The 13,949-nt window shown below is 49.2% G+C and carries 12 protein-coding genes; 7 read left to right on the top strand and 5 right to left on the bottom strand.

Going from position 1 to position 13,949, the window contains the following annotated elements; all coding sequences use genetic code 11:
• The first annotated feature begins 50 nt into the window (after positions 1-50).
• The 4 genes from B153_RS0101635 to B153_RS0101620 all read left to right on the top strand — a co-directional run bounded on the left by B153_RS0101635 (position 51) and on the right by B153_RS0101620 (position 4,060).
• Positions 51-881, top strand: a complete 831-nt coding sequence (locus B153_RS0101635; RefSeq protein WP_020594912.1) for a DUF5683 domain-containing protein — start codon at positions 51-53, stop codon at positions 879-881.
• Between the two features lies 1 nt (position 882).
• Positions 883-1,638, top strand: coding sequence for a 4-hydroxy-tetrahydrodipicolinate reductase (dapB, locus tag B153_RS0101630; protein WP_020594911.1), 756 nt, complete (start codon positions 883-885; stop codon positions 1,636-1,638).
• Positions 1,639-1,762: 124 nt separating this feature from the next.
• A complete protein-coding gene (lepB, locus tag B153_RS0101625; RefSeq protein ID WP_026261839.1) occupies positions 1,763-2,932 on the top strand; it encodes a signal peptidase I in 1,170 nt (389 codons plus the stop codon).
• A 138-nt stretch (positions 2,933-3,070) separates the two neighbouring features.
• Positions 3,071-4,060, top strand: a complete 990-nt coding sequence (locus B153_RS0101620) for an N-acetylmuramoyl-L-alanine amidase family protein (protein WP_020594909.1) — start codon at positions 3,071-3,073, stop codon at positions 4,058-4,060.
• A gap of 12 nt (positions 4,061-4,072) precedes the next feature.
• Here B153_RS0101620 and ung read toward each other — a convergent pair whose 3' ends face one another.
• On the bottom strand, positions 4,073-4,738 hold the full coding sequence (gene ung / locus B153_RS0101615; protein ID WP_020594908.1) for a uracil-DNA glycosylase: 666 nt from the start codon (positions 4,736-4,738) through the stop codon (positions 4,073-4,075).
• Between the two features lie 146 nt (positions 4,739-4,884).
• Between ung and apaG the strand changes: the two genes are divergently transcribed.
• The 3 genes from apaG to B153_RS0101600 all read left to right on the top strand — a co-directional run bounded on the left by apaG (position 4,885) and on the right by B153_RS0101600 (position 7,559).
• The gene (gene apaG, locus B153_RS0101610) at positions 4,885-5,271 is read left to right on the top strand and encodes a Co2+/Mg2+ efflux protein ApaG (RefSeq protein WP_020594907.1); all 387 of its coding nucleotides are present in this window, start codon (positions 4,885-4,887) and stop codon (positions 5,269-5,271) included.
• 72 nt (positions 5,272-5,343) lie between these two features.
• Positions 5,344-6,123, top strand: coding sequence for an O-methyltransferase (locus tag B153_RS0101605; RefSeq protein ID WP_020594906.1), 780 nt, complete (start codon positions 5,344-5,346; stop codon positions 6,121-6,123).
• A 68-nt stretch (positions 6,124-6,191) separates the two neighbouring features.
• The gene (locus B153_RS0101600; protein ID WP_020594905.1) at positions 6,192-7,559 is read left to right on the top strand and encodes a monooxygenase; all 1,368 of its coding nucleotides are present in this window, start codon (positions 6,192-6,194) and stop codon (positions 7,557-7,559) included.
• Positions 7,560-7,776: 217 nt separating this feature from the next.
• Here the strand turns inward: B153_RS0101600 and xylA are convergent, their stop codons facing one another.
• The 4 genes from xylA to B153_RS0101580 form a co-directional block, all read right to left on the bottom strand.
• Complete coding sequence (gene xylA / locus B153_RS0101595; protein ID WP_020594904.1) at positions 7,777-9,108, bottom strand: xylose isomerase; 1,332 nt, start codon at positions 9,106-9,108, stop codon at positions 7,777-7,779.
• 201 nt (positions 9,109-9,309) lie between these two features.
• Positions 9,310-10,011, bottom strand: coding sequence for an NUDIX hydrolase (locus tag B153_RS0101590; protein WP_020594903.1), 702 nt, complete (start codon positions 10,009-10,011; stop codon positions 9,310-9,312).
• Between the two features lie 165 nt (positions 10,012-10,176).
• Positions 10,177-13,095: a glycosyl hydrolase 115 family protein gene (locus B153_RS34490; RefSeq protein ID WP_020594902.1), complete on the bottom strand. Its 2,919-nt coding sequence runs from the start codon at positions 13,093-13,095 to the stop codon at positions 10,177-10,179.
• Positions 13,096-13,277: 182 nt separating this feature from the next.
• A complete protein-coding gene (locus tag B153_RS0101580) occupies positions 13,278-13,832 on the bottom strand; it encodes an RNA 2'-phosphotransferase (RefSeq protein WP_020594901.1) in 555 nt (184 codons plus the stop codon).
• Positions 13,833-13,949: the final 117 nt, after the last annotated feature.

Here is a 13,949-nt window from a genome sequence, read left to right as displayed (position 1 = left end):
AACGGGTGCACCAACGAATCCAGGCCCATGGGTTCGGACGTTGTCTATGTATGAATTCATTATCCACTTCATGCATTGTTGCGCTGTTCGTCGTCTTAACAGCAGGCTCGCTTTTTGCCCAAAATCCAGCTATTAAACCCGCCCCTACACCGGCACCAACGGATTCGACCCGACAACTCCGCTCTGCTTCCGACTCCATACCGACGACCATTCGCCGAAATGGCATCCGTGTGGGCACCTCCATTCTAACCCCCGAAAACGATTCAACCTCGCTGGACCGTCCGGATACGGTTCGGCTAACGGCCAAGCAGGAGCGTGCTATTCACAAAATTGTACCCCGTAAAGCAACCATGCGGGCCCTCGTTCCAATTCTGGCGCTGGGGCAGGCTTACAATCGACAGTATTATAAGATGCCGTTTGTTTATGCGGGTTACGCCGTTATGGGCTATCTGTTCGTCAAATACCGTGGACTGGCCCAGGAAGCGGCAACAGGCTATCGTCGGTTGCTATTTGGGGATGTTGTAGCGGGCTCCTATACGGTCGGACTTGATGATAGTATGTACCCATCTAATTTGATTGGCGCCCCTGTAACAGTCCAGGCAACCTATAGCAAACCTGAGTATGTTGTTATTGGCCCGTATCAGTATCGGACATCGACGGGGGCCAAAAATGCGTACGATACCTACCGGCGCTACAGGGACTTAAATGTTTTATTATCAGTGGCACTTTATGCGGTTTCGATTGTTGAAGCCAATGTAGCGGCCCACTTAAAAACTTTTGATTTATCCGACGACATTTCGATGAACGTCGAACCCAGCGTGCTACCTACCCCCGGTGTTGGCTTAGTCCCCGGTGTTCGGGTGGCATTTACGTTTAAATGATATGAATATACTCCTGCTTGGCTATGGCAAAATGGGTAAGACCATCGAGCAAATTGCGCTCGACCGAGGTCACCAGATTGCGGGCCGTATTGATGCCGACAACCACGCCGACCTGGCGAATCTGGAACCCGACGCTGTTGATGTTGTGATTGAATTTAGCTCGCCCGAGTCGGCGGTCGACAATTTATCCTACTGCTTAAAACGGGGCTGGCCAGTCGTTTGCGGTACAACCGGCTGGCTGAGCCATCGCACTGAGATTGAGGCCTTATGCCGCGACAATAAAGGCGCTTTCTTTTACGCATCGAACTACAGCATTGGGGTCAACCTATTTTTCCGACTGAACAAGATACTGGCTCAGTTTATGCGGAATTACCCATCGTACCATGTGTCGATGACCGAAATTCACCATACTGAAAAGAAGGATGCCCCTAGCGGGACTGCCATTACTTTAGCCGAAGGTGTACTTGAACAACTCCCCCACAAACACCGCTGGGTGGTAAACGAACCGGATAAAGAGCCCGCTATTGTCGGTACAGACGATATTGAAATCAAGTCGCTTCGCGAAGGTACGGTTCCCGGAACGCACATTGTCCGGTACGAATCGGACGTTGACCGGATCGATATTAAACACGTAGCCCACAGCCGGCAAGGGTTCGCACTCGGAGCCGTTGTGGCTGCTGAGTGGCTGGTTGGGCGCGAGGGCGTATTTGGGATGGACGACCTGTTGGGGATGCTGCCGGGGGCGCCTGCGCATTGACAAATGATGAAGGATGAAATAAAACCATTTCATCTTCGTAATTTCGTTGTTTATTCCAGGAGTAGCCAATTGCCTTCTACCTCAACATCGATAATTTATAATTCATAATTCATCAGTATTGAACGTGTCTGAAGTTAAAACCAAGGCCGAAGCACCGGCTAAAACCAAAAAATCGCCCATTCGGGAGTGGTTCGATTCCGTCTTATTTGCGGTTGTAGCGGCTACGCTTATCCGGTGGTTGTTTATGGAAGCGTTTACCATTCCAACGCCTTCTATGGAGAACAGCCTGATGGTAGGCGACTTCCTGTTTGTGAGCAAGTTGCACTATGGCACCCGTACCCCACGGACCCCCTTGCAGGTACCCCTCACGCACCAGAAAATCTGGGGAACCGACATTCCGTCCTACAGCACACTTATCCAGCTTCCCTCCTACCGGCTGCCGGGTTTTACGCACGTCAAGAACGGCGATGTCGTGGTGTTTAACGTACCGCCCAAGTACCTGAACGACAACATCGATTATCCGGTCGATCTGAAAACCAATTACATCAAACGATGTATCGGCATTCCGGGCGATGTGGTTGAAGTACGGATGCGTGAGGTATTTGTCAATGGAAAACCGTTTCCGAAACCTCCCCGCTCAGAACAGAAATACTTCATCAAAACGACCGAAGAGCTGGATGATACGTTCTTCCGCAAATATGACATCGTAAATGACTACCGCGATCCCAATCAACCCACCGAAAACTGGAAACCGCTTGTACAATACGACGATTCGACCAAAACACAAAAGCTGGTAGGTTATAGCATCAATACAACCGAAGAGACAATCGCCAAATTCAAAGGGTTCGACTGGGTGAAAGGCATTGAGCCCATGACCGAAAAACCGGGCGAAGCCGCTCCGATGATATATGGAGCCCCCACCTTCAAATGGAATCACGACAATTTTGGCCCGCTCACCATCCCGAAAAAAGGAGCCACGATCCAGATCACTCCACAGACCATTGCGCTCTATGGTCCGGTTATTCAACTCTACGACGGTAACGAAAAAGTTGAACTCGATTCGGCTAGTATCAAAATTGCCGGGCAGCCTATCAAGTCGTACACGTTCAAGCAGGATTACTATTTCATGATGGGCGATAATCGCGATAACTCTCTTGACTCGCGTTTTTGGGGCTTTGTTCCCGAAGACCATATTGTCGGGAAGGCTGTGTTCGTCTGGATGTCGCTCGATCCGAACCCGGCCAACATCTGGAACAAGATCCGCTGGAACCGCTTGTTCCGAACGATTGACTAGCGAACGGGTACCCTATATCCATAGTCAACCCCCGGTTTTGTGCGTAGAGCCACAAAATCGGGGGTTTATCATAAACGCAATCTGGTGACTCTTTTGTCCGTTTTAAGTCCGAACCTGAAAACGTTTTATCCCTGAAGCATGATCAAGTTACTACCCTACTGTTCTACCCGCAACCCATTCAGCCTGTTGATTTTACTGACGCTATTGCTCGTCCAGGGAAGCAGTCAACTGGTAGTAGCCAAAGGGAAAGAAAAGTCGTCAGCCCTGCGGGCTCGCTCGGCCAAAAAACGACTGTCAGCCAAAAGTACCAAACGCGCCAGTTCAGCCAGGATTCGATCCGTCAGCCATAAATCGGCCAGGAAGGTATCTACAACGACCAAAACAGCGGCCAACTCGACTTCGCTGGCCCTGTTGGGTCCGAAGTATGCCCATGTAACCGTGAGCGATCAAAAGCTGGGTGGTGCCGTTTATTACCTGGCTTCAGGACACGGTGGACCCGACCCCGGTGCTATTGGCCGTTATGGGAAGTATGCATTGGCCGAAGATGAATATGCCTATGACGTCACCATCCGGCTGGCTCGCAATCTGATGGAACATGGGGCAACGGTGTACATGATTGTTCGCGATCCAAACGATGGTATCCGTGATGAAAGTGTCCTGAAACTGGATCACGACGAGGTGACATACCCCAACCAAGCCATTCCATTAAACCAAACACTACGGCTCCGTCAATGTACAGACGCAGTAAATCGGCTTCACCGCAAGCATAAAGAAAGGTATCAGCGCTTTGTCACTATCCATGTCGACAGCCGCAGTGAAGGCCAGAACATTGATGTGTTTTTTTACCACCACGAGAATAGCCACGTAGGGAAGCAACTGGCCAAACACATTCACAAAAGCTTTAAGTCGGGCTATAAACGCAGTCAGCCGGGCCGTAGTTACCTCGGCACTGTGTCGGACCGAAGCAGCTTATATGTTGTCCGGAATAGCCACCCGCCTACCGTTTTTATTGAACTGGGCAACATTCGCAACGATAAAGATCAACGGCGTTTCCTGCTGGCCGATAACCGACAGGCACTGGCCAACTGGATCTACACCGGCTTGCAAACGGATTATACAACCCGATAGATAGTCAATCGACTACCATTCAATTGGCGCTAACCCTTTGCTTTCCAGATAGGCATTTGCCTGACTAAAGTGCTTATTGCCGAACCAGCCACCATAATTAGCCGCCATCGGCGATGGGTGTTTGGCTTTCAGGACCAGATGCTTTTTACTGTCGATCACCGCGCCTTTCTTCTGAGCATAAGCTCCCCAAAGCATAAACACAATGTGCTGCTTTTCTGTCGAAAGCAGTTTGATGACCGCATCGGTAAAAGTTTCCCAGCCTTTGCCCTGATGTGAACCTGCCTGCCCAGCCCGAACGGTTAGGGTTGCGTTCAGCAGCATCACGCCCTGCCGGGCCCAGCGTTCGAGATTACCCGACTTTGGAATAGGCTTACCCAGATCGTCCTGAATCTCTTTGAAGATATTGATCAGCGACGGGGGCTTCGGAATACCATCAGCTACCGAAAAAGCAAGTCCATTCGCCTGTCCCTCACCATGATAAGGATCCTGACCTAGAATAACCACACGGGCATCGTCGAAACTGCATTTATCAAACGCATTGAAAATCAATCGACCCGGCGGATAAACCCGTTGCGTATTATACTCATGGCGCAAAAAATCGGTTAGTTCAGCAAAATACGGTTTGTCAAATTCGGGCTGTAGTCGGGCTTTCCACGATTCAGCAATAGATACATTCATGGACAACGGAACTGATAAGGGATATTTGAGATTATAGACCTAAACCAAAGGCAAAGGCATTCGCTGAAATTTTTTCGCGAACGATCTTGCGTAACAAAACTAATCAACTTAATTTTCGTTCTTAGGTTGCAAACGATACTAAATTTATGGTTTCGTCAGTCACAGAAGGCGTAAAAGTCAGCGTGAAAACAGAGTACCAGGCCGACTATTCCAGTCCGCTTCAGGCACATTATGTTTTCACTTATCGAATCACGATAGAAAATGCCAGCGACTATACCATCCAGTTGCTTCGTCGTCACTGGCTGATTTTCGACTCAAACGGCACAATTCGGGAGGTAGAAGGCGAAGGAGTCGTTGGGCTTCAACCCGTTCTGGAGCCAGGTGAAGTCCATGAATATGTGTCGGGCTGTAACCTCCGGTCAAGCATTGGCAAAATGTCGGGCACTTACCTGATCGAACGAATCATCGATGGCAAGCAATTGCGTGTAAACATCCCTGAGTTTACAATGGTTGTGCCCTACAAACTTAATTAGATGCATGCTCTATGAATGTATATAGCCCCTACATCATATAGCCTACGTCCTACGTCCTACTTCATACACACGTTGATTGCTGCTTACTTTCGTTATTTAAGTCGTGCCCGCGACGAACATTCGCTTCATTCCCCGTTTCTCTTTTCGCTGTATACCCAGGTCATTCGCGCCAGGAATAGCTCCAAAGCAGCGTTTAAACCGATTCAGACACTGCGAAAAGAGCTTCGAAAAAATCGTCAACTGATTACCATAACAGACTTTGGCGCAGGTTCGAAAGTAAACGCGGCCCAGCAGCGTACGGTTGGTGATGTTGCGCGTAATTCCCAAAAATCGGCCCGCTTCGGGCGACTGCTGTATCGGCTTATCCATCGGTTCGAAGCCCGAACGATCATCGATCTTGGCACGTCACTTGGTCTTACAACGGCGTATCTGGCCGAAGCGACCCGACCTTTTCAGGGAAAAGTGCTGACGTTTGAAGGATGCCCCGAAACTGCCGCTATGGCCCGCCAGAATTTTGCGCAACTCGGGATTGATAATGTATCGTTGGTGGTCGGTAACCTGGACGAAACACTCGCTCAGCACGTTGCAGCCAGCAAACCCATCGATTTTGCTTTTTTCGATGCCAATCACCGCTACGAACCTACTGTCCGCTATTTCGAAACCTGCCTGACCAACATCCATAACGACACGGTTTTTGTATTCGACGACATTCACTGGTCGGATGAAATGGAGCAGGCCTGGAACCACATCAAAGCGCATAGAGCCGTTCGGGTAACGGTCGACCTGTTTTGGGTGGGGTTGGTATTCTTCCGGAAAGAGCAGCCAAAACAGGATTTCATCCTCCGGTTTTAACGGGCCTTTAGCAACAAAGTGCAGAAATAACGTTATCTTTCGAAAGGCTTATTGGCCCGAAACGGACTATGAATTTCCTGACTTATACCCGATTAGGTCTTTGTATTGGTGCATCAGCCATGCTGCTGAACCTGGTGTCGTGTAGTAAGACGACAACCGACTCCCCTACGCCTACCGAAACGGGGACCTTCGATCTGATTCAACAGAAAATTTTCACCCCATCCTGTGCTTTATCAGGTTGTCACGCTTCGGAAAAAGATGCGACCTTTAGTCAACACGGCCTGGTGCTGGCCGAAGGAGTTGCGTATGCCAATCTGGTTGGCGTTGACCCAAAAAATACGAATGCTAAAGCCGATGGCCTGAAACGGGTAAAAGCCTATGCGTCGCTGGAAAGCCTGTTGTATCATAAACTGAATATTTCGGCTAGTCACCACTCCGGCAAATCGTATGGTAATCAGATGCCTCTGGGTGGTAATACGTTGCCCGATGGGCAGATCGAATTTGTTCGGCGGTGGATTGAAGCGGGCGCTCCCAAAACAGGTACTGTTGTCGATGCAAGCCTGCTGGCCGATAACACCGTTACCATAACCCCTTATGAATCGTTATCGGTACCAGCCGCCGGAACTGGCTACCAGATGTCGGTACCTGCGTTCGATATTCAGCCAAATTTTGAACGGGAACTGTTTACCCGACGGCTGGTAGGCAATACGGCCGATATTTATGTAAACCGCTACGAAACCAAAATGAGGAATGGAAGCCATCATTTTGTCGCTTACGATTTCTCGAATAAAAGCCTGCTTCCTAACCTGAACGACATTCGTGATCTGCGAAATGCTGATAACTCGCTCAATATTGTAACAGCACTCAGCATGTCGAACCACGTCTATCTGGCTGGCTCTCAGGCGCAGTACCAGAATTACGTTTTCCCCGAAGGGACGGCTCTGCTCATTCCAGCCAATGCGTCGCTCGACCTCAACTCACACTTTGTCAATAAAACGACGTCGGTGATGAAGGGTGAGGCACAGATCAATTTCTACACAGTTGATAAATCGAAAGTAGTCAATGTGGTGCAAACGCTGAATCTGAGTAACACCAATCTGACGATTCCGGCCGGAAAGACCGTTACCCTCACCAAGTCCTTCACCTTCGACAAACCCCGTAAAATCCTGACACTTACCTCGCACATGCACCAGTTGGGAACGAAGTTTGTCATAAAGATCAAGGGCGGCACCCGCGATGGCGAAGTCGTGTTTACATCGACGGACTGGGCGCATCCCGACATCATCACGTTTACGACACCGATTGCACTCAAGAAAGGCGAAGGGCTAACTTCGGAAATCACCTACACCAATACAACCGCCAAAGATGTCAGCTTTGGTCTGACCAGTGATGATGAAATGGGGATCATCTTCGGCTATTATTACGAGGATCAATAGATGTTCTCCACCAGAATTGATACGATTGCGTTAAAGCAATCCTGCCAATAACCAACTCTTTACGGTTCGTATTGACCATTCCCTGGCGTTTCTGCTGGCGGGTGAATTGGTGAACCTTGCCCCCGGTCAGCAAACTAGCCTGGGCTCTCTACTTAACAAAACAGCCCGAAAGTAGGACACTTTCAGGCTGTTCAATACTCCTATCTCAGCTCTAAAATCAGATATACTGGTTGATAATGCTTTCGAGCCACTCCTGCTTACCGCTGCGCATCTGTGGTTCGCCATTTTCCAGGGTGTAAGCCCGCAGATCGTCCAGGGTCAGTGTTCCTTCTTCGAAGGCTTTACCCTGGCCACTATCGAACGAAGCATAGCGATCGGCCCGGAATTTGAGGTAATCTGACTCTTTCAAAATGGCATCGGCAGCGATGAAGGCACGCGCAAAGGCGTCCATTCCGCTGATGTGCGCAATGAACAGGTCGTCGATATCGGTTGAATTCCGGCGCACTTTCGCATCGAAATTAATCCCACCGGGTTTGATACCCCCTGCCTGCTGAATCACCAGCGCGGCCTCAACAAGCTCGTAAATATTGATGGGGAACTGATCGGTGTCCCAGCCATTCTGATAATCGCCCCGGTTGGCGTCGATGCTGCCCAGCATACCCGCATCGGCAGCTACCTGCAATTCGTGATCGAAGGTGTGTCCCGCCAGGGTTGCATGGTTCACTTCTATGTTCAGTTGGAAATCTTTATCGAGTCCGTACTGACGCAGGAAACCAATTACTGTGGCCGCGTCGTAATCGTACTGGTGCTTGGTTGGCTCCATCGGTTTCGGCTCAATGAAGAACGTTCCTTTGAACCCTTGCTTGCGGGCGTAGTCGCGGGCGATGGTCAGGAAGCGGGCCAGATGCTCTACCTCACGTTTCATATTGGTATTCAGCAACGACATATAGCCCTCACGACCACCCCAGAATACGTAATTCTCACCGCCCAGCGCAATGGTGGCATCGATGGCATTCTTTACCTGCGTACCGGCATAGGCCAATACGGCAAAATCAGGGTTAGTGGAAGCACCATTCATATACCGGGGATTTGAGAATACGTTGGCCGTTCCCCAAAGCAGTTTCACCCCACTGGCAGCCTGTTTCTGTTTTCCGTAGTCGACAATGGTCTGTAGACGTTTTTCGTATTCTGCCGCCGACGCCCCTTCATCCACCAGATCAATGTCGTGGAAGCAATAATAAGGTGCACCGATTTTAGTGAAGAACTCAAAAGCAGCATCCATCTTGAGCTTAGCCCGAACGTTGGCATCGCTGTCCTGATCCCAGGGAAATACACGCGTACCGGGACCAAATGGGTCGCCACCCGTTCCGCAGAAGGTGTGCCAGTAACTGATCGCAAAGCGCAGTTGCTCCCGTAATGATTTACCGTTTATGATCAGTTCGGGATTGTACCATTTAAAAGCTAACGGGTTTTTGGATTTAGGGCCTTCGTAGGCAATAGCGCCAATGCCTTTGAAAAACTCCTGGTCGCCAAGCGTGATGTTCGACATGATTTGGAAATTGGTTAAGCGTTAATTTTCCAGCAATTTCTATAGTGTAAAATTGACACTTATTTTTTAATTGTCAAAGTGACAATTAAAAAATAAGTTAGTCCAATGCACCCTACAGGTTTAAACGCCCTAAAGGTCTGGTAGATAGAGGCAGAAGACCCGCTGATTATACTCTTCCGACCTGTCTGAAAATTCAGACTTCTACAGAATGGTATCTGTATTCGGGATAAAGTTCAGAAAGGAATTGGTCAACTGGCCATACTTGACCGCATCGACCTGGTAGTAATACGCCCCTTTTTTCGAAAAGCCTTTCTGTTTTTCATCCAGTTTAATGAGCAGCCCCGTTGAGAGGATTTTCCGGCTAAAATTCCGTTTATCGAAGTCGGTATTGTAGATCGCGTCGTAGAGCTTCTTAAGCTGAGGAATGGTAAATTTTTCGGGCAGGAGTTCAAACCCAATTGGATGCTGGGCCGCTTTATACCGTAGTCGTTTGAGGGCCAGCTCAACCATGTCGGCATGATCGAACAGCAACGTGGGCAGGTCATAAATCGAAAACCAACGAGCCTGAAACGCTTCGGACAGGTTGGATTCATAGTCGGCTACTTTAACCAGCGAAAAATAAGCAACAGAGATCGTACGGACGATGGGATCGCGGTAGGGATCGCCAAAAGCATGCAACTGTTCGAGATAAACGTTGGTCAGCCCAGTCAGTTCAAACAGAATACGGGCAGCCGCCTGTTCCAGGCTCTCTTCTGGCTGAAGCCAGCCACCCATCAGCGACCAGGTACTCCCTTCAATACCCCGTTTTACCAGCAGTACCCTCAAACCCTCCCCATCGAAGCCAAAAATAATTGAGTCTAATGCTAATAAATAAGGTCGCTGCTGTTTATATTGCTCTACCATCGACAAGGTTGTACGATACGATTGGGAAGGTTTTAAACCTGCAAACTACGGAATTTTGATGGCTTATCATATTGGCCTACCCCAACGCGATTTTTCTTGAGACGGGACGGAAAGCTAATTCTCGTGGCGCTTGTGCCCTACAGGAGCTTGCCAACTACTCACTCATCAATCTATCTGTCGTTTGAGTTTAAATTGTTTGCCGATCTCCACAGAGGTTTCCTGGGTTCGGTAAAAGCTTTCGGGGGGGCCGAGGTAGCTTGCTTTTAACCCACCCAAATCAACCACTATTTTTTGGAGCACCACGGCCGGATCTACCATCCAGAATTTCAGAATATGTTCGCCTGGTTTGACCAAGGTATGCTGCGACATCAGAACACGGATATTGTTTGCGACGGATTGCTCCCAGCTTTTATTCGTTTCACCGGCATGCATATCAATCACCTGAGGGGTTTCGTCATCGAACGATAGGGCAAAGCGTAACCCTTTGTTCTCGTTGAAATTAAGTGTTGGCGATAGATAGGTTTGTACCCTGACCCTACCCGTATCTGCGGCATAAATTCGGTATTCCAGATGAGGACTCATTGCATTGAGGTTCTCCTGAGCGGGTGCTGTAACCGGAAAAATCATTATTCCGGCTCCGGTACGTCCAACATCCGGTACTGCCCCCCACCGAATTGAATCGTACTGAATGGCTTTGGTGTAGTGAATGGCTTCCATCGACACATAACCATCACTCGCCAGAAACCCATTCATGTCGGTGCGTTTCGGCTCTGTGAGGTGTTCAACGACGGCTTCGATCACAATCGTCTGGCTGCCATTAAATCCACTGACTGTAATTGGAACCCGATGGACGCCGATGGGGACTTTTTTCCAGTCGATAACCCGAACGGCTAGGCGTTCCTCGTCGGTTATCCGGCTCCCCGAAAGAATTTTCAACCAGGGAACCGGGGCTTCGATCGTACAGGTAAATGGTGTTTTACCCCGGTTGAATACGTCAAAATAAACGGACTGATTCTGGAAAGAATTGATAACGGGCAACACCGGCTTTGTAGCTGCTGAAGGCCACCAATCGTCCGACCCTTCGACAGCTATACCCATTTCGTCTGTTGCTGGCTCATCAATCATTTTCACGTCGGGCATCCTGTTTTTGTCGGGTTGTTGCCAGTAGGTGTAGCCAATATGCGTTTGGTCCATCAGGTGATGCCATTTCCCATTGGCCAGTGTATCATTATAATAGCGCGTAATTTGGGCATCACGCTCAAACAGCTCCCTGGCCCGTTGTGCCAGTTTGTTCGTTAGGGATCGCCTTTGCGCTGCATACAGGCGATTTTTAGCTACGGTTACGTACAGTTCGTTCAGGTTGGCACAGGCTCGTACCGGATGCAACACTAGCTGATAATAGGCATCCCGATAATCGGCCGGCAGATCATTATAAATCTGCTCAGCCTCCCGAAGCAACGCATTGTACTCATTGACAATGGTTTCGGCTTCGCGGTAATGGGTAAGGCTATAGGTATCGGGCGTGAGTAATTCAGGCTTTCGGCGGCTGTTGTAGCTGGTGTATTTCTGAAGGATGCGCCCGATGGCCAGGGCGTGTTTCGGCCCAAACTGACGCTCTGCCCATAGCGATGCATAGGCCTCCAGCCGTTCGGCAGGCCAGCGGTCAGGAGCCCAAGCATAATCCATAAAAAACTCAATGGGAAATTCCATTGGCTTAATATCACCGACATTTACGATCCAGATGCGATCAACCCCATGTTCATACGCCAGATGCATCTGTTCCCAGGTACGGGCAATAGGACTAGTGTTCAGCCATTTGTAGTTGCGGGGCCCACCGACATAATCGAAGTGGTAGTAAATACCATAACCACCCTGCCGTTTGGGGGTACCCAGAGCGGGGAGCTTGCGGATATTCCCCCAGTTATCGTCGCAAAGGAGTAGCGTCACATCGTCGGGCACCCGCATACCTTTGTCATAATAGTCCTGTACTTCTTTGTATAGTGCCCAGAGTTGCGGGGTTTCTGAAGGGTCTTTATGCGTAAGCTCACCAATAACTTTACGTTGATCGGCCACAATTCGCTCCAGCAGCGCGATGTTGCTTTCGCGACTCATGGGCTCATCGCCATCTCCTCGCATTCCGACGGAGACAATACTTTCATTGGCTCCCATTCGCCGGATCCCCTCTTTCCAGAAATCACGGAGAGCGGTTTCATTTTTCTGATAGTTCCAGGGGCCTTTACCGTAGCGTCGCCATTCGTCGTGAGCCCGCATAAGGGGTTCGTGGTGTGTCGTGCCAATCACCACCCCATATTCGTTGGCCAGGTACGGATTCAGGTTATCATCGTCGTAGAACGCACTTCCCCACATGGCAGGCCAAAGGTAATTTCCTTTCAGGCGAAGGATCAGCTCAAATACTTTCTCATAAAACTTGTGGTTGAAGCCGCCAAATTTCTCCTTTGCCCAACCCGACAGAGCAGGCGCTTCGTCGTTGATGAAAATGCCCCGGTATTTAACCGCCGGCGTTCCCTGTGTATGGCGGCCCGGCACTACATACAGTGACGACTGCGGACTGACAGGTACATCGGCCCACCAGTTCCAGGGCGATACGCCTATCTGAGTCGACAGGTCATAAAGGCCATAAATAGTACCCCGTTTATCACTTCCGGCAATGACCAGCGCCCGATCAACACCCGGTATGGGCTGATCGACAATTTGTGTCATGAACGTCTCCCATTTACCGACGACACCAGTCACATCCAGTTTCTTTGTCTGTACCAACCGATCAATCAGGGGGCTTTTTCCCAGTGTACCAACCAGCACGATTTCTTTGGTATACAGGTCCTTATCCGTTTTCAGAATGGGAAGTATCTGGGTTACCTGCTTTATATCGGCCTGTAGATTTTTCAGCGCTCGTATTACCCCAGGATACTCTCCGGTACTGGTTATGAATGGCGTCGCTTTCCCGTTGGCAACTATTGTAAAATAGCCCGTACCCGGTTGGTTCGTCACATAGGCCTGAGTGTCGATAGACAGCGCAATTAAGGGAGACAGGCAGGCCACGAAAATGATGAAAATGATCCGCATAAGAAACCGATTGAAAACATCCCTCCTGCCAACCGACAGGAGGGTGTCTTACGTTAACCTATGATTAAAAAAACTGGGTACTCTTACCTTGCGGTAGCACCTAAAAGCGACCCATGGGTTAGTTATAACGATAGAGCTTCACTTTTTGCCTGACATACTTACCTACTAGACAGTATAGATTTCTATAAATTTCTAACAATAATATAGGCCGTTGGCACGGTATCGGTTAACCAGACGCCATTATCGGACTGGTAAAAAACGTGTCCGGCCATTGCCATTTCGCCCGCTTTTATGGTGAGAACAACGGGCTTTCCATGACGGCTCCCAACCATATAAGCCGTTTGTTCATCGCTGCTTAAGTGTACATGGTGGCGATTCATCTTTCGCAAACCATCAGCCTTGATCGAGTCTATAAATCGCATTGCAGTACCATGATATAGCAATGCTGGTGGCTGCTTTTCGACATATCCCAAATCAACCTCCACCGAATGGCCCTGGTTCGCTCGGATTTGGCTTTCATCCAGACTAAAGGCGAAGCGTTTTTTATTGTTGGTTTCTACAATATACTTTAGCTGATCTCGACTGATTTGGTAGCCTCTATGGTAAAGCTTTGTCAACAATCTATCTACATCGGTCCACCCTTGTTCATTAAGGGTTATACCAAGTGTTTCAGGTTTATGGCGAAGCACTAAACTCAGAAATTTGCTCACACGTTGAGCTTCCTCATCGTTTAACATGGATTATCTATTTTTATATGGGCAAAACGCCCACTTGTAGTAGCTATTTGACTGAAATATAGCGGAATGGTTGCTATTTTTTATCTTTGCTCAGCGCGAAGCTACCAACCGCGCAAA

This window comes from Spirosoma panaciterrae DSM 21099 (genome assembly GCF_000374025.1).
GTDB classification, from domain to species: domain Bacteria; phylum Bacteroidota; class Bacteroidia; order Cytophagales; family Spirosomataceae; genus Spirosoma; species Spirosoma panaciterrae.
The sequence above is the reverse complement of the archived record's forward strand: the minus strand, read 5'-3'. Positions and strand labels throughout refer to the sequence as shown.

Excerpts from the sequence above, each read along its gene's own strand:
- B153_RS0101600 (WP_020594905.1), top strand. The coding sequence starts at position 6,192 with ATGAATTTCCTGACTTATACCCGATTAGGTCTTTGTATTGGTGCATCA.
- B153_RS0101635 (WP_020594912.1), top strand. The coding sequence starts at position 51 with ATGAATTCATTATCCACTTCATGCATTGTTGCGCTGTTCGTCGTCTTA.
- B153_RS0101590 (WP_020594903.1), bottom strand. The coding sequence starts at position 10,011 with ATGGTAGAGCAATATAAACAGCAGCGACCTTATTTATTAGCATTAGAC.
- ung (WP_020594908.1), bottom strand. The coding sequence starts at position 4,738 with ATGAATGTATCTATTGCTGAATCGTGGAAAGCCCGACTACAGCCCGAA.
- B153_RS34490 (WP_020594902.1), bottom strand. The coding sequence starts at position 13,095 with ATGCGGATCATTTTCATCATTTTCGTGGCCTGCCTGTCTCCCTTAATT.
- B153_RS0101620 (WP_020594909.1), top strand. The coding sequence starts at position 3,071 with ATGATCAAGTTACTACCCTACTGTTCTACCCGCAACCCATTCAGCCTG.
- apaG (WP_020594907.1), top strand. The coding sequence starts at position 4,885 with ATGGTTTCGTCAGTCACAGAAGGCGTAAAAGTCAGCGTGAAAACAGAG.
- B153_RS0101580 (WP_020594901.1), bottom strand. The coding sequence starts at position 13,832 with ATGTTAAACGATGAGGAAGCTCAACGTGTGAGCAAATTTCTGAGTTTA.
- xylA (WP_020594904.1), bottom strand. The coding sequence starts at position 9,108 with ATGTCGAACATCACGCTTGGCGACCAGGAGTTTTTCAAAGGCATTGGC.
- dapB (WP_020594911.1), top strand. The coding sequence starts at position 883 with ATGAATATACTCCTGCTTGGCTATGGCAAAATGGGTAAGACCATCGAG.